This window comes from Paenibacillus sp. UNC217MF, assembly GCF_000686865.1.
Classification (GTDB): domain Bacteria; phylum Bacillota; class Bacilli; order Paenibacillales; family Paenibacillaceae; genus Paenibacillus_B; species Paenibacillus_B suaedae.
The window spans coordinates 284,105-305,352 of sequence record NZ_KK366030.1; the positions used below are offsets into that span (position 1 = coordinate 284,105).

General features: G+C 47.3%; 21 protein-coding genes, 1 rRNA gene and 1 other annotated feature. Of the genes, 21 read left to right on the forward strand and 1 reads right to left on the reverse strand.

Annotation, left to right across the window (positions count from 1 at the left end; all coding sequences use genetic code 11):
- The first annotated feature begins 18 nt into the window (after window positions 1-18).
- The 14 genes from BP95_RS0128190 to obgE all read left to right on the forward strand — a co-directional run bounded on the left by BP95_RS0128190 (window position 19) and on the right by obgE (window position 12,491).
- Complete coding sequence (locus tag BP95_RS0128190) at window positions 19-1,053, forward strand: rod shape-determining protein (protein WP_021254217.1); 1,035 nt, start codon at window positions 19-21, stop codon at window positions 1,051-1,053.
- 188 nt (window positions 1,054-1,241) lie between these two features.
- Window positions 1,242-2,144: a rod shape-determining protein MreC gene (gene mreC, locus BP95_RS0128195; protein WP_036591306.1), complete on the forward strand. Its 903-nt coding sequence runs from the start codon at window positions 1,242-1,244 to the stop codon at window positions 2,142-2,144.
- Entirely contained in the window at window positions 2,141-2,668 is a 528-nt protein-coding gene (mreD, locus tag BP95_RS0128200; RefSeq protein WP_021254219.1) for a rod shape-determining protein MreD, read from the forward strand. Before mreC ends, mreD begins: the two co-directional genes overlap by 4 nt.
- Window positions 2,669-2,796: 128 nt before the next feature.
- Window positions 2,797-3,453 carry a septum site-determining protein MinC gene (locus BP95_RS0128205; RefSeq protein ID WP_021254220.1) on the forward strand — a complete coding sequence of 219 codons (657 nt, stop codon included), beginning with the start codon at window positions 2,797-2,799 and terminating at the stop codon, window positions 3,451-3,453.
- A 4-nt stretch (window positions 3,454-3,457) separates the two neighbouring features.
- Window positions 3,458-4,255 carry a septum site-determining protein MinD gene (minD, locus tag BP95_RS0128210; RefSeq protein WP_021254221.1) on the forward strand — a complete coding sequence of 266 codons (798 nt, stop codon included), beginning with the start codon at window positions 3,458-3,460 and terminating at the stop codon, window positions 4,253-4,255.
- A gap of 7 nt (window positions 4,256-4,262) precedes the next feature.
- Complete coding sequence (locus tag BP95_RS0128215; protein ID WP_021254222.1) at window positions 4,263-5,420, forward strand: FtsW/RodA/SpoVE family cell cycle protein; 1,158 nt, start codon at window positions 4,263-4,265, stop codon at window positions 5,418-5,420.
- 216 nt (window positions 5,421-5,636) lie between these two features.
- Complete coding sequence (locus tag BP95_RS0128220) at window positions 5,637-6,569, forward strand: M23 family metallopeptidase (protein ID WP_021254223.1); 933 nt, start codon at window positions 5,637-5,639, stop codon at window positions 6,567-6,569.
- Window positions 6,562-7,431 carry a site-2 protease family protein gene (locus tag BP95_RS0128225; RefSeq protein WP_028533800.1) on the forward strand — a complete coding sequence of 290 codons (870 nt, stop codon included), beginning with the start codon at window positions 6,562-6,564 and terminating at the stop codon, window positions 7,429-7,431. The genes BP95_RS0128220 and BP95_RS0128225 overlap by 8 nt, the downstream gene beginning before the upstream one ends.
- 146 nt (window positions 7,432-7,577) lie before the next feature.
- A complete protein-coding gene (locus tag BP95_RS0128230) occupies window positions 7,578-8,843 on the forward strand; it encodes an Rne/Rng family ribonuclease (protein ID WP_021254225.1) in 1,266 nt (421 codons plus the stop codon).
- A gap of 53 nt (window positions 8,844-8,896) precedes the next feature.
- Window positions 8,897-8,977 (forward strand) — a sequence feature (ribosomal protein L21 leader region).
- Window positions 8,978-8,990: 13 nt separating this feature from the next.
- Complete coding sequence (rplU, locus tag BP95_RS0128235) at window positions 8,991-9,302, forward strand: 50S ribosomal protein L21 (RefSeq protein ID WP_021254226.1); 312 nt, start codon at window positions 8,991-8,993, stop codon at window positions 9,300-9,302.
- Window positions 9,303-9,313: 11 nt separating this feature from the next.
- Complete coding sequence (locus tag BP95_RS0128240; protein ID WP_021254227.1) at window positions 9,314-9,640, forward strand: ribosomal-processing cysteine protease Prp; 327 nt, start codon at window positions 9,314-9,316, stop codon at window positions 9,638-9,640.
- Between the two features lie 22 nt (window positions 9,641-9,662).
- The gene (gene rpmA, locus BP95_RS0128245; protein ID WP_021254228.1) at window positions 9,663-9,974 is read left to right on the forward strand and encodes a 50S ribosomal protein L27; all 312 of its coding nucleotides are present in this window, start codon (window positions 9,663-9,665) and stop codon (window positions 9,972-9,974) included.
- Window positions 9,975-10,406: 432 nt separating this feature from the next.
- Window positions 10,407-11,162: a Spo0B domain-containing protein gene (locus BP95_RS0128255; protein ID WP_021254229.1), complete on the forward strand. Its 756-nt coding sequence runs from the start codon at window positions 10,407-10,409 to the stop codon at window positions 11,160-11,162.
- A 12-nt stretch (window positions 11,163-11,174) separates the two neighbouring features.
- Window positions 11,175-12,491: a GTPase ObgE gene (obgE, locus tag BP95_RS0128260; RefSeq protein ID WP_021254230.1), complete on the forward strand. Its 1,317-nt coding sequence runs from the start codon at window positions 11,175-11,177 to the stop codon at window positions 12,489-12,491.
- A gap of 91 nt (window positions 12,492-12,582) precedes the next feature.
- Here obgE and BP95_RS0128265 read toward each other — a convergent pair whose 3' ends face one another.
- The gene (locus BP95_RS0128265) at window positions 12,583-13,452 is read right to left on the reverse strand and encodes an aldo/keto reductase (protein WP_021254231.1); all 870 of its coding nucleotides are present in this window, start codon (window positions 13,450-13,452) and stop codon (window positions 12,583-12,585) included.
- Window positions 13,453-13,760: 308 nt separating this feature from the next.
- On the opposite strand from BP95_RS0128265, the gene BP95_RS0128270 reads away from it, so the two are divergent.
- The 7 genes from BP95_RS0128270 to BP95_RS0128300 all read left to right on the forward strand — a co-directional run.
- A complete protein-coding gene (locus BP95_RS0128270; RefSeq protein ID WP_021254232.1) occupies window positions 13,761-14,198 on the forward strand; it encodes an ACT domain-containing protein in 438 nt (145 codons plus the stop codon).
- A gap of 83 nt (window positions 14,199-14,281) precedes the next feature.
- On the forward strand, window positions 14,282-15,568 hold the full coding sequence (locus BP95_RS0128275) for a homoserine dehydrogenase (protein WP_021254233.1): 1,287 nt from the start codon (window positions 14,282-14,284) through the stop codon (window positions 15,566-15,568).
- A 35-nt stretch (window positions 15,569-15,603) separates the two neighbouring features.
- Complete coding sequence (gene thrC / locus BP95_RS0128280) at window positions 15,604-16,671, forward strand: threonine synthase (protein ID WP_028533801.1); 1,068 nt, start codon at window positions 15,604-15,606, stop codon at window positions 16,669-16,671.
- Entirely contained in the window at window positions 16,671-17,630 is a 960-nt protein-coding gene (thrB, locus tag BP95_RS0128285) for a homoserine kinase (protein ID WP_021254235.1), read from the forward strand. The genes thrC and thrB overlap by 1 nt, the downstream gene beginning before the upstream one ends.
- Window positions 17,631-17,651: 21 nt before the next feature.
- Window positions 17,652-18,521, forward strand: coding sequence for a prephenate dehydratase (pheA, locus tag BP95_RS0128290; RefSeq protein ID WP_021254236.1), 870 nt, complete (start codon window positions 17,652-17,654; stop codon window positions 18,519-18,521).
- 234 nt (window positions 18,522-18,755) lie between these two features.
- Window positions 18,756-20,711, forward strand: coding sequence for a LysM peptidoglycan-binding domain-containing protein (locus BP95_RS32185; protein WP_051614210.1), 1,956 nt, complete (start codon window positions 18,756-18,758; stop codon window positions 20,709-20,711).
- A gap of 357 nt (window positions 20,712-21,068) precedes the next feature.
- A 16S ribosomal RNA gene (locus tag BP95_RS0128300) occupies window positions 21,069-21,248 on the forward strand; the annotation flags it as partial.

The window sequence follows — 21,248 nt, forward strand, 5'->3', positions numbered from 1 at the left end:
AAAAAGGAGATTAACATCATGTTGGGTGGCTTTACGAAAGATTTAGGTATTGACTTGGGAACTGCTAATACATTGGTCTATGTACGCGGTAAAGGTGTCGTCGTGCGCGAACCGTCTGTGGTAGCAATCCGCACAGATTCGAAGACGATTGAAGCGGTAGGAGAATCAGCGAAAAATATGATTGGACGTACGCCGGGGAATATCCGTGCAATCCGTCCAATGAAGGACGGCGTCATCGCTGACTTCGACACAACTGCTACTATGATAAAATATTTTATTCGGCAAGCTCAGAAGCAGCGTTCGCTGTTTCCGCGTCATCCGAACGTAATGGTATGTGTGCCTTCTGGTATTACTGCTGTTGAACAGCGTGCAGTTGAAGATGCTACGAAGCAAGCAGGTGCTAGAGAAGCTTATACGATTGAAGAGCCGTTCGCGGCAGCAATTGGTGCTGACTTGCCTGTATGGGAACCAACAGGAAGTATGGTCGTAGATATTGGTGGCGGTACAACTGAAGTAGCGGTGATCTCCCTTGGAGGTATTGTGACATGCCGTTCCGTTCGTGTTGCAGGCGACGAAATGGACGAAGCAATTATTCAATTCATTAAGCGCCAATACAACTTGATGATTGGTGAGCGCACAGCTGAACAGCTGAAGATGGATATCGGCTCGGCTATGGGGCTTGATGAAGAAGAGCAGATGGAGATTCGCGGTCGCGACTTGCTGACAGGTCTTCCGAAGCCGCTCACGATCTCCTCGAACGAAATTACAGATGCTTTGGCTGATACAGTGAGCTCTATTGTTGAAGCTGTTAAGGTAACATTGGAGAAATGTCCTCCTGAGCTTGCAGCTGATATTATGGATCGCGGTATTGTATTGACAGGTGGCGGCGCTTTGCTTCGCAATTTGGATAAGCTGCTTGCTCGTGAGACTGGCATGCCGGTCATCGTGGCAGAGAATCCGCTTGATTGCGTAGCGATTGGTACTGGACGCGCGCTTGATAATATTCATTTGTTCAAGGGACGCAGCAGCTCTGCGCTTCGTTCCAAACGATAAGAATACGCCCATGAGGGAGTCTGATACCCGCGTCGATTCGTTCCAACGACGCGGGCATTGTTATCACTGAAGGTTGCTGCCAAGCCTGATGCTTGGGCATAAGCTTGCGGAAACGACTTCATGATGGCATGTGGACATCGTGAGCGACCTCTTTTCTGAGGGAACGAGTACCTCTTTACGATGAGAAGGTGTTAATACTGTTTAAGCTTCTGGGGAACAAACGTTTATTTTTGATGTTGTTTGGCCTTATTTTGTTTATTGCGTTAATGGGGTTTACACTAGGCGGACGCCTAAACCTTACTTGGCCAGAGAAATTTGTGCATGATACGGTAACCTTTGTGCAGCAAATATTCTACAGACCGGCATCGTATGTATCGAATTTCGTGAAGGATGTCTCCAGTCTGAAGGAACTGCACGAAGAAAATGAGCAATTGAAGACGATGCTCGCGCAATATACAAGGGATAAGGCCTACTACAATTCGGTTGCGGCAGAAAATAAGAGACTTCTAGACGATCTGGAATTTACGGAGCGTCAGAAGCAGATGAATATGCCTTATAAATACCGAATTGCACAAGTGACGTCGATCAATGTGGCCGATCCATTTAACCAGACGTTGAACTTGAACCTTGGCTCGAAAAATGGAGTTCGTCAAGGAATGCCGGTTATATCGACGGAAGGCGTAGTCGGGATTGTCAGCCGCGTATTCGAATTCTCCTCCACAGTCCAGTTGTTGACGAATATGGATGAGAAGGATCCGAACTCACCAGCAATATCAGCTACTGTACTTGGAAAAGAAAACAAGTCTTTCGGCGTGATTGAGTCTTATGACCACAGCAGTGGTACATTCTTAATGACACGTATTCAAGAGGATGATGAGCTGGAAGAAGGAGATACCATTGTATCGTCCGGCCTTGGCGGTTCATTCCCGAAAGGTCTCGTTCTCGGCCAAGTTGTATCGCGGCAAGTAGGGGACATCGGATTGACGCATTCTGCTACGGTTAAGCCTGCTGCAACCTATCGTGACTGGCGTGAGTTGTTCATCGTTATCACACCGGACATGAAGGAGACGGGGAAAGAGGCGCAGCAATGAATCGAAACTGGATGATCGTATTTATGTTCATTCTCTTCCTGCTGGAAGGTTCGCTGCTGCCTGTATTTATTCCAGATGCGTGGCAAGGACGGATTGTCCCGCAACTGGTATTCATCGTAATACTGTATCATGCCGTATATCATCATCGGCATGCTGCGTTGATGATGGGATTGGGATTCGGGTTTCTGCAGGATATTGTATATTATGGCCATATGCTGGGCCCACACACATTTAGCATGGGGCTGCTCGGATATTTGACAGGATTACTTTTTGCGTCTCGCAACACATCCATGATTACGATGATAATCATTTCTGTATTCGGCAGTTTTGCCTATCAGACGATGCTGTATGCAGCTTACCGACTGTTTGGCTTGCATGGAATGACATTCGAATATGCGATATTCGATTTTATGATTCCAAGCTTGATTGTACAGCTTGTCTTCTCGCTGGCCATATATGTTCCGATGCGAAGATGGTTCGACCATTTGTCTGGGAAGAAGTCTGCCGAAGATGAACAGGGGTAATAGCCGTCTTGGAATATGTTTCCAGACGGCTTATGCCTTTTTGTTATCGATAATTTCTTTTTCAACCCGGTGTTGCAGGAACTTTCCTCTTCCATCTCGAAAAAGATAAAATTGGGGAGGGACCTTTCATGACGGCCAAGTCACTGGTAACGATTAAAGGCATGAAGGACGGCCTAGTGTTCCTGCTTGACGATAAGTGTGAATTTGCAGTCTTGTTGGGCGAATTGCGCGACAAGCTTGAACATACACCGCATTTTTTCGACGGACCGATTGTATATGTCGATGTCAAGTTAGGAGCCCGCGCTGCAACAGACGAGCAGAAGACTGAAGTGCTGGATGTACTGCGTCAGCGGGGGAATTTACTCGTACGTTCGATTGAATCTTTTGAGGACAAGAAGGCGGAGCAGAAGGGGTATCGTATTGAGACGAGAACCGGTATGGTACGTTCTGGACAGGTGCTGCGCCACGAAGGAAATTTATTGTTTTTGGGAGATGTCAATCCTAGCGGAATGATTATATGCACTGGCGATGTAATGGTCCTAGGAGCGCTGCGTGGAATGGTTCATGCAGGGGCAGAAGGAGAGCTATCTGCCGTTATTGGGGCCTCGTTATTTGCACCGACGCAACTGCGCATCGGGGAAATTATTAGCAGACCGCCAGATGAATGGGGTGTAACCCAATCGCATATGGAATTTGCTTATGTGCATGAAGGTGTCATGCAAATTGATAAAATCTCGCAGCTACATCGCGTTCGCAAGGACATCAATATGTTCAAAGGAGTGTAGAAGGATGGGAGAGGCAATCGTCGTCACTTCGGGCAAAGGCGGCGTCGGCAAGACGACGACATCCGCGAATATTGGTACCGCGCTTGCTTTGCTCGGCAAAAAAGTGTGCATGATCGATACAGATATCGGTCTTCGCAACTTAGACGTCGTGATGGGGCTCGAAAATCGTATCATCTATGATATCTGCGATGTTGCGGATGGCCGTTGCCGATTGAATCAAGCACTTGTGAAGGACAAGCGCTTTGATGAGTTGTATATGCTGCCTGCCGCTCAGACGAAGGATAAGTTGGCAGTGTCTCCAGAACAGATCAAGGATATCGTTCTGGAACTGAAGAAGGAATTCGAATACGTTATTATTGACTGTCCAGCAGGCATTGAACAAGGATTCAAAAACGCGATCGCAGGAGCAGACCATGCCATCGTTGTTACGACGCCTGAGAATGCTGCGGTTCGTGACGCTGATCGGATCATTGGACTGCTGGAGAATTCGGAAGTCTCCTCGCCGAAGCTGATTGTGAACCGTGTTCGCGCCAATATGATGAAGAAGGATGGCGGCATGCTTGAGCTGGATGATATTTTGCAAGTGCTCAATATCGACTTGCTAGGCGTTGTTCCTGATGATGAAATGGTTATTAAAGCGGCTAATTCTGGTGAACCTACGGTCATGAATCCAGATGCTCCTGCTGCTGTGGCTTATCGGAATATCGCGCGCCGCATCTTGGGGGATACAGTACCACTGATGCCGCTTGAACAGAAGAAAGGCGTGCTAGACCGTGTGAAGAAGTTTTTTGGAATGGGATGATTAATCAGTGTTTAACAAGCTGAAACGAATTGATTGGATTATAGTCGGTATTTTGCTCGTGTTCTCGGTGTTCAGCCCACTGGTCATCCTAAGTGCAACGCATGGGGATGCAATGTTCAGCGATACATCCATGATGATGAAGACGATTATATTCTATATTCTCGGATTTATCCTTATGTTTGCCGTAGCGCTGTTCGATTATCGATTGCTATTGAAGAGCTGGCCGATTTCAATGGGGATCACAATCCTGCTTCTTGTTGGCGTGTTTTTCCTAGGGGCGGATCTTAACGGGGCTGTTGGCTGGTATAAGCTTCCCGGTGGGCAGACTTTTCAACCAGCTGAGCTCGCAAAGATTACGCTCATATTTGCGTTAGCGCAATTGCTAGGAAGACGGAATGGTGATCCACTCTCACTTACGAAGGACTTGCTACCAATTGGATTGGTAACGATCCTTCCATTTGGACTAGTAGTGATTCAGCCTGACCTTGGTAACGCCATTATTTATATTGTAATACTGATTGGTATGCTATGGATCGGAGCGGTGAAATACCGGCATGTCCTTGTGGCGCTCCTCTGTGTTGCGGTCATAGGGGGAGCGGTCTACGTATCGTTCACGACCTTCAATAAAGAAGTCAAGGATTTCTTCGTGAATAAGATCGAGAAGAAGCATTGGTATGAGCGGATAAACACATTTATCAACCCAGCGGAAGCAACCAACGATGCGAAGCATCAATCCAACTATGCCATGATTGCGATCGGTTCAGGCGGACTCAGCGGTGATGGCTACATGAAGGGCGAATTGAAGCAGCGCAGCTTCATACCGTATACGTATTCGGATGCCATCTTCGTGGTAATCGGTGAGGAGTTCGGGTTCCAGGGCTCGGCCCTGCTGCTGCTGCTGTACTTCCTGATGATATACAGGATGATTCTCATTTCCTTCCAGTGCTATGACTTGCGAGGGTCGTACATGATAATCGGCATTGTGTCGATGTTCGTGTTCCAAATATTCGAGAACATCGGAATGATGATCGGTCTTATGCCGATTACCGGGATTACGCTGCCATTCATCAGTTATGGCGGTACATCACTTCTCTTGAATATGATTTGTATTGGACTGGTGATGAGCATACACATTTATCAAGAGAAATATCAGATTGAGCCTTAATGGAGTCGAAGATTAGGGTCTTGGTCTCATCATTTACGAAATTAGCGCTAAGGCGGCAATACGTCCATAACGGATGTAGTGCCGCTTTTTTGCGTACATCTGCTTGTTCTCAGGCTCACTGCTCATATCTGCTGTAGGCTTGTCATACACATGTGATAAGCACATCATTCAGCTGATGCATATTGTTGAAATGGGTTAAGAAGGGATGAGACGAGCATGAAAGAAGATATTCGGCGCCGAAGAGAAGAACGAATCCGTGATATTCTAATGGCTGAAGAGATGAAACGTAAGTCGCATGCGAAGGAAGCTGTGGAAGGTAATCTGTCTTCCCATTCACTTGTTCAACCGGATGTCGTGTTGAATGTTCCCTCTGCAACGGCTGTCTATAATAACGGAGAGCAGCATGTGGACTACGAATTCAATCAAGAGTATACGTATGATCCAGAGCAGCAGTGGAAGATAAGCCGTTCGAAGTGGAATGAACGCTACGGCTGGGAAGATCCTCCTACAGGAAGAGGCAATGTATGGCGCTCCTTGCGCTCCAGACTTCTCGTATCCATCTTGTTGTTCGCTGCAGCTTATGGAATCACATCCTTCCCGGCGGAATGGAATGCACCTATGCGCGCTTGGATTCAATTGTCCCTTCATGATGAGATGGACATGCGGCCGATTGCGGCGTGGTATGAGCGAACTTTCTCCGGAACACCTGTGTTCATCCCTTTGTTTCCACGAGATAAGGAATCAACGAAGGCTGTACAGTCCACACATACCTATCCATCCCCGATTAAGGGGCAGATTGTGCAGCCGTTTGCTATGAATCTGAAGTCTGTCGCGATTGCTCCCGATCATGCGAGTGGTGCGGCGATTGAGGTTCAGAATATTGCTACGGGAAAAATTGAACGGGTAACTTCAGACGAGAAGTCAGGAATTACAGTAACTGTCCAACATGCCGATGGTCTTGTTACGGTGTATAGTGGGCTTACAGCGACTTCCGTGCAACAGGATGACTGGCTTGAGCCCGGAGCAACAATTGGTACGATACAGAGTCAGGAGAACCAGTCGGGGGTAGGTGCTGAGCCTGTACTTACATTTGCGATGCAGCAGCGCGGCGTTTATATTGACCCGGCGGATGTGATACGAATTGATTAAATGGGGGGGGACCACCTACTCACTTCATCCGCTATTTGTGATCCTTATGGCTGCAGCTGCAGCTACAGGCTATATATTTGAATTGCTTACGTTATTTACGATCGTGCTGATTCATGAACTGGGACATGTAGCTTGTGCTAAGGCGTTTGGATGGACCATCACGGAAGTGAAGCTGCTGCCCTTCGGAGGGATGGCGGAGACGGATGATGGAGCACTATCGCCTGCTTGGCAAGAGTGGATTGTAGCGGTAGCGGGGCCATTACAAAATGGTCTCATGATATTAATTGCATGGTATGCGGAAGCGATGGGTTGGTGTAGTCCAGAATGGGCGAAAGGGTTTATTCAGGCCAATGCGTTCATTGGATTGTTCAATTTGCTGCCGATTCTTCCGCTTGACGGCGGACGGATGATGCAAGCAGCATGTTCGTTGTGGATGAGCTATCATCGAACCTTGCTTGTTGGTGCGAGGGTCAGCCTTGGATGCAGTGCCATTATGCTGCTGTACAGTGTGTGCCCGGTAGTTGTGGGAGGCAAGCTGAATATTAATCTCTTGATGCTAGCTCTCTTTTTGCTGTGGACCAACTGGGTGGAACATCGGAATGTTCCTTTTCGTTTCATACGATTTTTGATGAATCGTCCAACGAGGTTGCGCGAGTGGGAGAGTTCGGTCGCACTAGGACGCCCAATTGTAACAGAAGGGGGGCGTTCGTTGTCTCGAATCGTTCGTCTGTTCCGCAGAGATGACTACCACTTCATTTATGTAATGGGTGATGAAGGGCGAATCCAACGGATCGTTCCAGAACAGCAATTAATTGATGCCTTCTTCGATGAGCCTCCGCCTCAGAATCGTATGAAATCATGAGCGCTATCTAGGTAAGTTCGGTCACAATATTGGAGGTGAAAAGAAACGGTTATCATTTTTTCTAGCCTGTTCCATAAACCGGCATGTTCACCTTATCCTGCTTCATGTTACAATGGAAGATGACGCGCTGTAGTAGAGGTGATACCATGAATCAGATGATTGTTCACTGTGAGGAACAAGTGACGCAGATGGCGTTGCTTGAACATGGTCGGCTCGTCGAATTTGCAGTCGAACGTGCAACTGGCACAACGCTGGTCGGCAGCTTATTTAAGGGGCGGGTAGTGAATGTGCTTCCTGGAATGCAGGCTGCGTTCGTGGACATCGGGCAGAAGAAAAATGCATTTTTATATGTCGATGATTGTTTACATCCTCATTTGGAGAAGCAGCCTAAGCAGAAACCGCCGATAACGAGTCTGCTTCGAGTTGGACAGGAACTTATCGTGCAAGTGATGAAAGATCAGCTAGGAGGCAAGGGGGCGCGTGTAACCACGCATTATTCTCTACCTGGCAGATATTCGGTGTTTATGCCATATGCCGATTATATCGGTGTATCTAAGAAGATTGAGCAGGAATCAGAACGCAATCGATTGAAGCAGCTTGCTGAACAGCTTCGCCAGGGCGAAGAGGGGCTGATCATTCGAACCGTTGCTCAAGGTGAATTGACGGAGACGCTTGAGGGTGATATTGAGTCACTCCGCGAATTGTGGGAGACGATTGGTTATCGTGCCAAGGAAGCTCAGGCTCCCGCGTTGCTGCACCGTGATCTAAGCATGGTGGAGCGGCTTGTTCGGGATGCGTTCTCACGCGAGATTGACCAACTGCTCATTGATGATGTTCGCCAATTGAAAAAGGTGCAGTCGTTTGTTCGTTCGTTTGACCCTGAATTGGAAAATCGGATTCATGTATACAAAGACAGTGAGCCGCTATTTACCCGTTATCGGGTGAAAGATCAGCTAGATAAGGCTTTCCAGCGTAAGACATGGCTGCAGAGCGGAGGATATCTAGTATGGGATCAGACGGAAGCACTGACGGTTGTTGATGTGAACACGGGAAAATATACGGGGACAAGCGATCTGGAGGAGACCGTATTCTTAACGAATCTGGAGGCGGCCGAAGAGATTGCGCGTCTTATTCGTCTTCGCGATATCGGCGGCATTATCATTGTTGATTTCATCGATATGGATACGGAAGAACATCGAGTGCGTATTGTGGAGCGATTGGAAACGATGATGCGGAAGGATCGTACGAAGTGCTTGGTTGTCGGTTGGACGAAGCTTGGTCTAATGGAACTGACACGCAAGAAGGTTCGTGAGCAGGTCATGCATCAACTGTTCCAACCCTGTGCCGAGTGCGAGGGAAGCGGAGTTGTTTTGTCCTCGCTTTCTCAACGGGAACCGGAAATTATACGTTGATTTTTATTGCAGAGTGTGCTAAGATCTACGGGTATGTGTTAAGTCTAGTGCTGCACATGCTGTAACCGCTCCAGACAGGTATGAAGTGTGAAGCGATGCTTCACCACCTGATTTAGGCGAGTCTGAGACATGAGGAGGTGCAACACAATGTACGCAATTATCGAAACAGGTGGCAAGCAGTACAAAGTTCAAGCTGGTGATGTATTGTACATCGAGAAGCTGAACGCTGCTGAAGGCGAAAGCGTGACATTTGACCGTGTATTGGCAGTATCCAATGACAACGGCTTGGTCACAGGTACTCCGGTAGTATCCGGTGCTACTGTTACGGCGAAAGTTGAAAAGCATGGAAAAGGCGCGAAAATTGTCGTGTACAAGTACAAAGCGAAAAAGAACTACCGTCGTAAGCAAGGTCATCGTCAACCGTATACAAAAGTGACGATTGAGAACATTCAGGCGTAAGAAGGTGCCATATGATTCGCATTACAATACGGCGCAAGCCGGATCATTCAATTGAGAGCTTCTCCATTGAAGGACATGCGAATTATGCTCGCCACGGAGAGGATATCGTATGTGCGGGAGTCTCTTCGGTATCGGTGGGTACGGTGAACGCCATTGAAGCATTGACGGGCATTGAGCTGGAATGCAAGATGAAGGATGGATTTTTGAGTGGACGTGTTCCACGCATTAATCAGCCGGATATCGAAGCTAAGGTTCAATTGCTGTTGGAGTCGATGATCGTCAGTTTACACACGATCGAAACTTCATACGATTCGTATCTTCAAATAGAAGACAATTAAGTGAGCAAGGAGGTAGACTATAATGTTGAAACTGAACCTTCAGTTGTTCGCATCCAAAAAAGGGGTAGGTTCCACAAAGAACGGCCGTGATAGTATCGGTCGCCGTCTTGGTGTGAAGCGCTCCGACGGTCAAGTAGTTTCTGCTGGCAGCATTTTGGTGCGTCAACGTGGTACGAAAATCCACCCAGGTAACAACGTGGGCATCGGTAAGGACGACACTCTGTTCGCGAAAGTGGATGGCGTTGTTAAGTTCGAACGTTGGGGCCGCGATCGCAAAAAAGCGAGCGTCTACCCGGTTGAAGTTGCACCTGTTGCAGCAGCTGTGGAGAACTAAGACGACTGAAGAACCCTCGGCTTGAGCCGGGGGTTTTTTTAATGAATAAGAGACGACAATGCGTTGTTTGGCAAAGTGCAAGATATGTCGAGCCTGTGCACAGCTTATGTAGAGCTTATGCCAAGCTTGTACCAAGCCTGTGCAAAGCCGAAGTTGTTGTTCGTTCGAGAGATAACATAGTCGCTCATCTGAGGAAATGCTTCGAAGGGGCTATGCCACATCAATTCCTTTTTGTCTGCTCATTATTTCCCGCATAATGCCGCCATCAGCGCGGTCCACATTGTTTCTAATTCTGTTGTTACTGGAATGATTTGTGCAAATCCTTTATTTCTTAGTATGATTTTGTTTGGACGAGGTTTCAGGCGCGTGATATACTGAAATTCGGGGAGTTTGTACATAACTGGAAATGTGTGAGTATCGGGGAGCGAAGTGATGAATAGGACAAGCTTATGGATCGGCTGTTGCTGGGCTGTCGCTGCAGCTGGGACAGCAGCTATCATTGGTTGGAATATGCACATCGGGTGGCGTATTGGACTCGCATTCGTTGTGGCTGCCAGTATTGGCGGAGCATTTTTGCTATTCTCGCGACAACAACAACGACAAAGAGAACGAATGCTTCAAGAAACCCAATTAGCGGCAATTCACTTAATGAATCATCAGCGGCATGATTGGATGAACGACTTGCAGCTTCTGTATGGATATGTTCGTTTGAAAAAGTACGATAAATTACCGGACTGCGTGGAAACAATAAAAGAAAGAATGGCGGAGGAAAGCCGAATTGCCAAACTTGGTTTTCCGGAACTCGTTATGTTTTTGATGCAGCACCGTACCTCTGGCGGTACGATGCCGCTCAAGGTAATGATACCAGAGCCTCTTGAACTCGACCGATTGAACCTGGAAGTGGACACTGTCCGCTTGACGAATATGATTATCGAGACGGTTAACACATTCCGCTTCGCATCCAAGGAGCAGGGGGACGCTTATTGCCCGCTGCAGCTTGCGATATGGTGTGAATCGAGCCAGCTTAACATTCAATATCAATTAGAGGGTAAACTGCTTCGGCCGGGCGAAGTGGCCGAGAAGCTGAGACGAATTGCGATGGAACGCGGCGTGCGGCTGGAGCAGTTGTCGGCGAATCATCATGATGGGCAGGACGCCTACCAAATAGTCGTGCCATGCAGTGCATAATGAGGTGACAGCATGTTTGTAGATAAGACGAGGATTTATGTTAAAGGCGGCGACGGAGGCGACGGAATCGTCTCGTACCGCAGAGAGAAGTATGTGCCAATGGGTGGTCCCGCTGGCGGTGACGGAGGACATGGCGGCGACGTTATTTTCCGTGTAGATGAAGGATTGCGTACGCTTGTCGATTTCCGCTACCAGAAGCACTTTAAGGCAGATCGCGGGGAGAAGGGCCGGAATAAGAGCCGGCATGGAGCGAATGCGGAGGATATGATTGTCCGCGTTCCCCCTGGTACGGTAGTCATCGATGATGATACGAAGGAAGTTATTGCTGACCTTACCCGTCAAGGCCAAGAGGTTGTTATTGCCAAGGGCGGCCGTGGAGGACGAGGCAACATCCGCTTCGCAACAGCGAACAATCCTGCACCGGAACTTGCAGAACATGGAGAAGAAGGTCAGGAGCGCTGGGTTATCCTTGAATTGAAGGTCATGGCTGATGTCGGCTTGGTCGGATTCCCGAGTGTCGGCAAGTCAACTCTCCTGTCTGTTGTATCTGCGGCGCAGCCGAAGATTGGTGCTTATCATTTTACGACGATTACACCGAACTTAGGCATGGTGGATGTCGGAGAAGGACGCAGCTTCGTTATGGCCGATCTTCCTGGGTTGATTGAAGGAGCTCATACGGGTATTGGATTGGGTCATGAATTCCTTCGTCACGTTGAACGTACCCGCATCATTGTTCATGTTGTGGATATGGCGGGCATGGAAGGTAGAGATCCATTCGATGATTGGGTGAAGATTAACGAGGAATTGAAGTTATACAATGAGAAGTTGTCCGAGCGGCCGCAAATTATCGCTGCTAATAAGATGGATATGCCTGAGGCAGAAGAGAATTTGGCGGTATTCCGTGAGAAGGTTCGCGAGATGACGGGAAGCGATATTGAGATTATGCCAATCTCCTCGCTGACACGGCAAGGTATTCAAGAGCTGCTCTACCGAGCGATGGAGTTGCTTGAGCAGTTGCCTGATGCTCCTGAAGTCGAAGCAGTGGCAGAGGTTGATGAGCGTAAAATCTATCGCTTCGAGAAGACAAGACATGATTCAGAATTTACAATTCGCCGCGAGAACGATACGTTCGTAGTTGAGAGCGAAGCTGTTGAGAATATGCTGAAGCGCATGCAAATGAACTCTCATGATGCGATCTTGCGCTTTGCGCGGACACTGCGCCACATGGGAATTGATGAAGCGCTGCGCAAGCGTGGTGCAGTTGATGGGACGATTGTCCGCATTGCTGATTTTGAATTTGAGTTCGTAGAAGGCAGCAGCTACTATTGAAGTTCATAAGAAAATGATTAGAACGCCTGACCCTTTTGGGTCGGGCGTTCTTTTTTTTGTTTATTGAGCCAATGGAAGTGGCGCGCTTCGATCAAGTAGGAGTATTGGCCTGATCAATATTCGTAAGACGAAGCAGGTCAGCTTCATCCAGCAGAATATCCATTCCGCGTACACTGTCTTGAATAGAGGAAGGCTTGGTGGCTGCCGGTATGGGAATGAGATTAGGGGATAGTGCAAGCAGCCACGCAATCACAATCTGATAAGGGCTTGCCGAATACTTCTGTGCCAGTTCTGACAATACAGGATGGTTCTGCAAATGGATGGAATTGCTCGGCCCACCGAATGGGCTATACGCAATGAAGCTGATGCTATGCTCATCACAGTATCGAAGCACGTCATTCGAGTGTCTGTCATGAAGATGGAGACGGTTCTGAATACAAGTGATGGGTGCGATTTGCTGGACACGCTGACACTCGCTCACAGTAACATTAGATAGGCCTATATGGAGAATTTTGCCTTCTTCCTGAAGTCGGCTTAACGCTCCAACAGATTCTTCAATAGGAACAGAAGGATCGGGAGCGTGCAAAATGTATAGAGGATGGCATTCCCGCTTTAGAGTATGTAAGCTGAGCTCGCATGCAGAGCGAAGAGAATCGGGTCGGCCGTCGCATATCCAGGACCCATTCGGACGAGCTAGCCCCCCTTTTGTAATAATTAGGTACTCTTCCGTGGAGTAGGCAGATAGTGCTTCTTGCAGCAATTGTTCATTGTGGCCGAGATCGTGATCATCAAGGCAGTACGTATCGGCAGTGTCAAATAACGTGATTCCGCTTTCGAAGGCAGCTTGGATGGTCGCGATCGCTTGCCCTCGGTCAGGTCTGCCAGCTACAGATAGTGGAGCGCATCCTAGGCCGAGCTTTGACACCTGTATTTGAGTAGTACCAAGCAGTGTGTGCATCATGAATAACTTTACCTCCTCTATGGAAAAATGAAGCAGTTTCAAATTTAATCATTTTATACTGTTACTGTGAAGGGAAGAGAAGGTTTCTTTTTTTTTTTTTTTTTTTTTTTTTTTTTTCGTCTTTTCATTACTTTAAAATAAAAACAAGGAAGACGATAGGGATAATCGTGTATAATAGATTAAACTTTTTATGCCTGTAAAATGGATTAGAGAAAATATTTATAGATTGGCCTATTGCCAACTTGCGCACATATCCGCTATAATGTCCTCTATAAATAAACAAAAGTCTTTATACGGAGGACTCAATCATGGCAGAGCGATATTACTTGGTGAGAGAAGACATATTGCCAGAGGCGGTAGTGAAGACGGTAAGAGCGAAGCAATTGCTCGCGACAGGTGAAGTGAAGACGGTTCATGAAGCTGCAGAACGAGTTGATTTGAGCCGCAGTGCTTTTTACAAATATAAAGACGGTATCTTTCCGCTCAATCAATTGGAGCGCGAACGGATTGTAACGATCTCAATGGATTTGGATCACCGTTCAGGCATTTTATCTAAAGTGCTTGGTTCTGTCGCTTCCTATGAGGGAAACGTATTGACAATCAATCAGACGATACCCCTGCAAGGAATTGCGAATGTTGTAATCTCGGTTGAAACGTCACTTATCGCAGAGCCATTCGGCAATATGCTGGATGCGCTTCGGGATATCCCTGGGGTAAAGCGTGTGACGATCATCGGACAAGGGTAAGTGTACTTGCTTAATTACATCGGTATTACTCTATAACTACATTAGATACAGACAGCTGCTGGGAGAAGGGGAGGAACTGATTTATGAAGCCGATTAAAGTTGGATTGCTAGGATTGGGGACGGTAGGAACTGGTGTTGTACGTATTGTGGAGGGGCATCAAGAGGATTTGTCCAGCCAAGTGGGCTCGCCGATTGTAATTGAGAAGGTACTCGTGAATGACATTCATAAGGAGCGCAGCATTAGCATTCCTGAACATAAGCTAACAGAACATGCAGAAGATATTATTAACAACCCGGATATTGATATTGTGATTGAAGTCATGGGTGGTCTTGAGCCAACGAAGCAATATATCATGGATGCGCTGGAGCGCGGCAAACATGTGGTTACGGCGAACAAAGACTTAATGGCGCTGCACGGGCGTGAAATTATGGCCAAAGCGAAAGCGAATCATTGCGATGTATTGTACGAGGCAAGTGTAGCTGGAGGCATTCCTATTATCCGCACCTTGATGGAGAGCTTCTCATCTGACCGGATTAAGAAGATTATGGGGATTGTGAACGGAACGACGAACTTCATTTTGACGAAGATGAGCAAGGTAGGCGCGGGCTATGAGGAAGTGCTGAGGGAAGCGCAGCAGCTTGGATATGCAGAAGCTGACCCTACTTCGGATGTAGAAGGGCTTGATGCTGCACGCAAGATGGCCATCTTAGCAACACTTGGCTTCCACGCGGACGTGGCGTTGGAGGATGTTGAAGTTCGCGGAATTTCACAAATCAAAAAAGAAGACATTATGTTTGCGAAGCGTCTCGGTTATGAGATGAAGCTGCTCGGTATCGCAGAACGTCAGGATGATCAGATAAGTGTTGTTGTGCAGCCTACGATGGTCAGCAATGCTCATCCGCTTGCTTCGGTCAATGGCGTCTTCAACGCTGTATATGTGTATGGCGAAGCCGTTGGCGAGACGATGTTCTATGGCCCTGGTGCTGGTGAGATGCCTACAGCCACTTCTGTTGTCGCAGACTTGGCGGCTGTCATCAAAAATATGAAGCTCGGCGTGAACGGATTGCGGGCGCTGACTCCATATAAGGAAAAGAAATTAAAAACAGATGATCAAATTTCATATAAGAACTTTATTCTTCTTCATGTGGAAGATAAGGCGGGGGTATTGGCACAGATTACGCAAGTATTCGCGGAGTACGATGTGAGCCTTGATTCCGTCGTCCAACAGCCGAATTCGCATCATCCAGATGCTGAAATTATCATTATCACACATCAAGCCAGCCAGGCGAACATGAAGAAAGTGTTTAAGCATTTTGAAAACTTGGATGTTATTAAATCCATCAAGAGTGCATATCGGGTAGAAGGCTAATCCACTAATCAGGCAGCAGAAAAGGGGTTATTTCGATGAGATACATGGGACTACTAGAAACATACAAATCATATTTGCCTATCAACGACAATACGCCAAAGCTGACACTGCATGAGGGGAATACACCGCTCATTCGCGCGGATCGTCTATCCGAAGAGCTTGGATTGAATTTGTATTTCAAATATGAGGGATTGAACCCTACTGGATCGTTCAAGGATCGCGGCATGGTTATGGCAGTAGCGAAGGCAGTAGAGGAGGGGAGCCGCACAATCATGTGTGCTTCTACAGGCAATACATCTGCTGCGGCTGCAGCTTATGCAGCTCGTGCTGGCTTGAATTGTATCGTTCTCATACCGAACAATAATATTGCGCTCGGCAAGCTCGCTCAAGCAATGATCTATGGTGCCAAAATTATTGCGATTCAGGGCAACTTCGACCGTGCGTTGGAGATCGTGAGAGAGATTACGGCCAAGCACCCGATTACACTCGTGAATTCGGTAAATCCATATCGAATCGAGGGTCAGAAGACGGCGGCTTTCGAAGTGTGTGATCAATTGGGGAAAGCGCCCGATGTGCTTGCAATTCCGGTTGGCAACGCTGGCAATATTTCGGCTTATTGGAAAGGGTTCAAGGAATATCATGCTGCCGGCAAGACAGACTCCCTGCCGAGAATGGTAGGGTTTGAAGCAGAAGGTGCAATGGCGATTGTAAAGGGTGAACCGATTTCGGATCCGGAGACGGTGGCTACTGCTATCCGAATCGGTAATCCGGCAAGTTGGAAGACAGCAGTAGAAGCTGCTGAACAATCGGCTGGCCAAATTAATTACGTAACCGACGAACAAATCCTTGAAGCTTATCAATTAATGGCTGCGAGGGAAGGGGTATTTGCTGAGCCGGGCTCTGCTGCTTCGCTTGCTGGTGTGCTGAAGCTTCATAAGGAAGGATACTTCAAGGGCGGAGAGACTGTGGTGAGCGTGCTTACTGGACACGGTCTGAAGGATCCGAATATCGCAATTAAGACAGTAGCGAAGGAACCGCTCGTCGTTCAGGATACAGAAGAAGCTGTTATGGAAGCAATTGCGAAGCTGGAGCGTGAACAATAATGTGGCGGGAAGAAGGGGTGCTCGTGCGTGTACCGGCGAGCACCGCGAATTTAGGGCCAGGATTCGATACACTGGGCATGGCGCTTCAACTTCATCTGTGGGTTGCGATGAAACCAGCGGATCAAGCTATCATTCGATTGCACGGCTCTGATCTTGAGGGGGTACCGACGGATGAGAGCAATCTTATCTATCGAATTGCACAATCAGTATTTGATGAAGCGGGAATTGATCGTCGCCCGATTGAAATGGAAGTATATAGTGAAATCCCGTTGACAAGAGGACTCGGAAGCAGTGCCTCAGCTATTATTGGCGGTTTGGTAGCGGCGAATCAGCTGATCGGTGAACCGCTCGATGCGGGTCGTCTCTACGACATGGCGACGGCTATTGAACGCCATCCTGACAATGTTGGAGCATCCCTCATAGGCGGGATTGTAGCAGCTGCATGGGATGGAGAACATACGACTTATGCTCGTGTTGAGCCGGATAGATACCTATCCACTGTGGTCGCTATCCCTCAGTTCCAGCTTGAAACAAAGCAAGCTCGAGGTGTGCTGCCGAGCCAAGTAGACATGGCCAAAGCCGTATTTAATATCAGTCGGTCTTCACTTCTTGTAGCTGCGTTGAGCAGTGGGAGATACGACATCTTGTCTGAAGCGATGAAGGATTGTCTCCACCAACCATACCGTGCTCCGATGATTCCAGGTATGACTCATATTTTGGAGCATGCTGTGCAGCATGGTGCTCTTGGTGTCGCGCTCAGCGGCGCGGGCCCGACTCTGCTTGCGTTTATTGACAAGCGCAGTGACAGCCAAGAACTCATTTCGTTTATGCGAGATACATTTAGTGAGCATCGAATCGATGTTGTTGTAAAGGAATTGGAGCCGAGTCATGAAGGTGCAGTATGTATTGGTACATGGAGCGATATGGAATCAATCTTATCTGCGCGCATGCTTGAATAGTCTACGAAGGAGTTAGCATACATGGCACGAATTGCATTATTGCCGGAAGGCTCCGTTTCGCATGAAGCGGCATTGCATTTAGCAGGACATGATCATCAATTTGTACACTATAAGCTGATTTCGGATGTGTTTCTTTCGACTGCGCGTGGCGATTCAGAATATAGTGTCATCCCCATTGAGAATACAATTGAAGGTTCGGTCAACCTACATATGGACTGGATTGTTCATGAGGTGGATTTGCCGTTTCAAGCGGAATGGGTCTTTCCGTCTATTCAGAATTTGATTGGACGCCGTGAGGAACTGCAGGGAGATTGGGGAAGTATTCAAAAAGTAATGTCACATCCTGTAGCGATGGCACAGTGCATGCAGTACATTCGCAAGTATTTGCCGCATGCGGAACTCGAACATGTGAGCAGTACAGCTGAAGCAATCAATATTGTGAAGCAGAATCCAGGTCGCGGCTGGGCAGCTATTGGAACGACTGTAGGTGCGCATACGCATGGGTTGGATATATTGGCGCCAACAGTGACGGATCATAATAACAACTTTACTCGATTTGTGCTCATTGGGAGGAAACCACTAGAATTACCTCCTTCAACTGCACATAAGACGACCATTTTGGTTACCTTGCCTGAGGATTTCCCGGGGGCGCTTCATCAGGTTTTGTCTGCATTTGCTTGGAGACGGATTAATTTATCTCGCATTGAGTCCCGTCCAACCAAGAGGAAATTAGGCAGTTATTACTTTTACATTGATGTAGAAATGGCGTTAGATACCGTTCTGCTCCCTGCTGCCATCGAAGAAATTGAAGCGATCGGCTGCCAAGTTCGTATTCTTGGTTCTTATCCAAGTTATTCGTATGAGTTCTCATTAGCGGATTCAAATGGGTGAGGGAAAAGATATATTAAAGACAAATAACAGCGCTGCAAGCTGCAATGATATAAGTAGTTTTGTAGTGCTGTGCGAGTATTCCGGATCGTTGTCCTCCCTAACAAGGGAGGATTTTTTTTGATTTTATTGCACACATGGATGTCAAACGCCTATTTGCTGCATAGGATAAAGTAGGTGATTTCGGGCTTATGTCCGGTAAGAGTAGGATGACGAACGTGTGGGAGGTTGCATGAAGTGAAAATACACATTGTCAAGAAAGGCGACACGCTATATGCGCTGGCGAAAAAATACGGAATTACTTTAGAAGAACTTATTGCTATGAACAGTCAGCTTGCTAACCCGAACGAACTGGATGTTGGCATGAAAATTAAAGTCCCGTCGACTCCGGTTCCCTCAAGTGGACATGAGATCGTTCACAAGCACGTTGTAAAGGAAGGGGACACCCTATGGAAATTGTCTAAAGCGTGGGGAATACCTCTTCAAACTTTAATCGATGCGAATCCGCAGCTCAAAAATCCGAATGTGCTGGTGATCGGTCAAGTTGTAAACATCCCTAAAATGCAGTCAGATAGCAATGTTCCGGCCCCTAATGTTAATAAACCGCCATCCTCTAAGGAAGAAATGACGAAGCCCAAGTCTGAAGTAACGAAACCGAAAGAAGAAGTAACGAAACCGAAAGAAGAGGTCATGAAGCCGAAAGAAGAAGTAACGAAACCGAAAGAAGAGGTCGTGAAGCCGAAAGAAGAAGTAACGAAACCGAAAGAAGAGGTCGTGAAGCCGAAGGAAGAAGTGGAAAAGCCAAAGGTTGAAATCACGAAGCCAAAAGTAGAAATTGTAGAGCCGAAAAAAGAAGTTATGCCGCAAACCAAAGTTCCTCAACCGAACGAAGAGAACAAGCAAGTGAATGAGCTAAAACCTATCCAAGAGATTGTACAGCCCAAGAAAGAGGTCAAGAAACCACACCATGCAACTCAATTTGTATATGAAATGGAAAAGGTGGACTATGGAAGTACCCAACATGCGCATCCATGGGTAGGGTACAATCAGCCTATGAACTACCCGTCAAACTTTGACCCATCTATGGGGAATCAATCTTTTCTAAACCAGCCAAACATGCAACAACCTTATGCCGCCCCAGTTCCATCATTTCCGCCAAGCTACGAAATTCCTGTCCCAGTTATGCCGCAATATGTGTCCCCTGTACAGTATGAGCCTTGTGGTTGTAATCATATAGCTAGTAATTGGTACCCTACCAACATCCAACCGAATATTGAACCTTACGTGCAATCGGACATCCAACCGAACATTTATCCAAATGTACAACCGAACATCCAACCGAATATTGAACCTTACGTACAATCGGACATCCAACCGAACATTTATCCAAATGTACAACCGAACATACAACCGAATATCGAACCTTACGTACAACCGAACATCCACCCGAACATCTATCCAAATGTCCAACCAAACATTCAACCGAATATCGAGCCTTACGTACAATCGAATATACAGCCGAATGTATCGCCGATCACAGAGTCGAATCAACCGTTTTCTCCTTATGAGTGTTACTGCCCACCGACACCCGTCTTCTGCAATCCTGGCTTTCCGCCTGTACCAACTGCTATCTATCCGCCATATCCTCCTGTGTATGGTGGTGCAGTATCGACGGTTCCGGGATATATTCCTTCTGCAATTCCGGCTGCAGTACCAACAGCAGTATGGGGGCCGATTGCTCAACCATTTGTGTATGCTTGTGGTTGTGGAGAAGAGCATGGCAAGCATCCATATGCGAATCAGTCATTAATGAATGCCGCCCCAGTAGGTGCACAAGGAAACGATTCTTATGAGCAGCCAACAGGGTATGGTTCGGACGGTATGCACTTCTACAATCCAAACTTATACGGATCCATTCCGGGATTCGCCAATTCGTCTTTGGGGAGTAACGCTTCAATCGGAGCGGGTGGTCATGGCAAACGTGCAGAACATGAAGTGGAGTTCAACAGAGAATCGGCATCCACAACGGACAAAGAAGGGCATGTATCCAGTGTAGGTACAAAAAAGGAACAACAGGCGAGGATTAAAGGGTCGCCTTCCCGGACGACAAAAAAGAAGAGCACGGAAAAAAAGAAAACGGCGCAGAAGCGTTCTAACGTGAACTCGAGAAGCATTCCGTGGATCAACGGATAGTCCAAAGGAAGCTGGAGTATCAACTATGAGAGAGACTGCATTAAGCAGAATATTCATGGTTGATATTTCCTGTTGTCAAGATGGGACAGGCCATGATATATTATAAATCCAGTCGCGAGATGCGGCGGCGCAGTAGAGCTTCAACGCTTCAAACGAATCTTCTAAAAAAGATTTTTAAAAAAAGTGTTGACAACAAATTAGCTCCTGTGATAAGATAAAGTTCCTGTTGCGAAAGATGTTGAAAAATGTCGGAGCAGCAAGAAATGAAAATTGTTCTTTGAAAACTGAACAACGAGCAACGTTTGTGAATGAGGTAGCAATACCTCGTCAAAAGATATGAGCAGTTCAAACTTAACTTTAACGGAGAGTTTGATCCTGGCTCAGGACGAACGCTGGCGGCGTGCCTAATACATGCAAGTCGAGCGGACTTGATGGAGTGCTTGCACTCCTGATGGTTAGCGGCGGACGGGTGAGTAACACGTAGGTAACCTGCCCATAAGACTGGGATAACCCACGGAAACGTGAGCTAATACCAGA

Coding starts and splice junctions, on each gene's coding strand:
- BP95_RS0128270 (WP_021254232.1), top strand. CDS start 13,761: ATGGCAGAGCGATATTACTTGGTGAGAGAAGACATATTGCCAGAGGCG.
- thrB (WP_021254235.1), top strand. CDS start 16,671: ATGTGGCGGGAAGAAGGGGTGCTCGTGCGTGTACCGGCGAGCACCGCG.
- BP95_RS0128220 (WP_021254223.1), top strand. CDS start 5,637: ATGAAAGAAGATATTCGGCGCCGAAGAGAAGAACGAATCCGTGATATT.
- thrC (WP_028533801.1), top strand. CDS start 15,604: ATGAGATACATGGGACTACTAGAAACATACAAATCATATTTGCCTATC.
- rpmA (WP_021254228.1), top strand. CDS start 9,663: ATGTTGAAACTGAACCTTCAGTTGTTCGCATCCAAAAAAGGGGTAGGT.
- BP95_RS0128240 (WP_021254227.1), top strand. CDS start 9,314: ATGATTCGCATTACAATACGGCGCAAGCCGGATCATTCAATTGAGAGC.
- pheA (WP_021254236.1), top strand. CDS start 17,652: ATGGCACGAATTGCATTATTGCCGGAAGGCTCCGTTTCGCATGAAGCG.
- BP95_RS0128205 (WP_021254220.1), top strand. CDS start 2,797: ATGACGGCCAAGTCACTGGTAACGATTAAAGGCATGAAGGACGGCCTA.
- BP95_RS0128230 (WP_021254225.1), top strand. CDS start 7,578: ATGAATCAGATGATTGTTCACTGTGAGGAACAAGTGACGCAGATGGCG.
- BP95_RS0128190 (WP_021254217.1), top strand. CDS start 19: ATGTTGGGTGGCTTTACGAAAGATTTAGGTATTGACTTGGGAACTGCT.
- rplU (WP_021254226.1), top strand. CDS start 8,991: ATGTACGCAATTATCGAAACAGGTGGCAAGCAGTACAAAGTTCAAGCT.
- BP95_RS0128275 (WP_021254233.1), top strand. CDS start 14,282: ATGAAGCCGATTAAAGTTGGATTGCTAGGATTGGGGACGGTAGGAACT.
- mreD (WP_021254219.1), top strand. CDS start 2,141: ATGAATCGAAACTGGATGATCGTATTTATGTTCATTCTCTTCCTGCTG.
- minD (WP_021254221.1), top strand. CDS start 3,458: ATGGGAGAGGCAATCGTCGTCACTTCGGGCAAAGGCGGCGTCGGCAAG.
- BP95_RS0128265 (WP_021254231.1), bottom strand. CDS start 13,452: ATGATGCACACACTGCTTGGTACTACTCAAATACAGGTGTCAAAGCTC.
- obgE (WP_021254230.1), top strand. CDS start 11,175: ATGTTTGTAGATAAGACGAGGATTTATGTTAAAGGCGGCGACGGAGGC.
- BP95_RS0128255 (WP_021254229.1), top strand. CDS start 10,407: ATGAATAGGACAAGCTTATGGATCGGCTGTTGCTGGGCTGTCGCTGCA.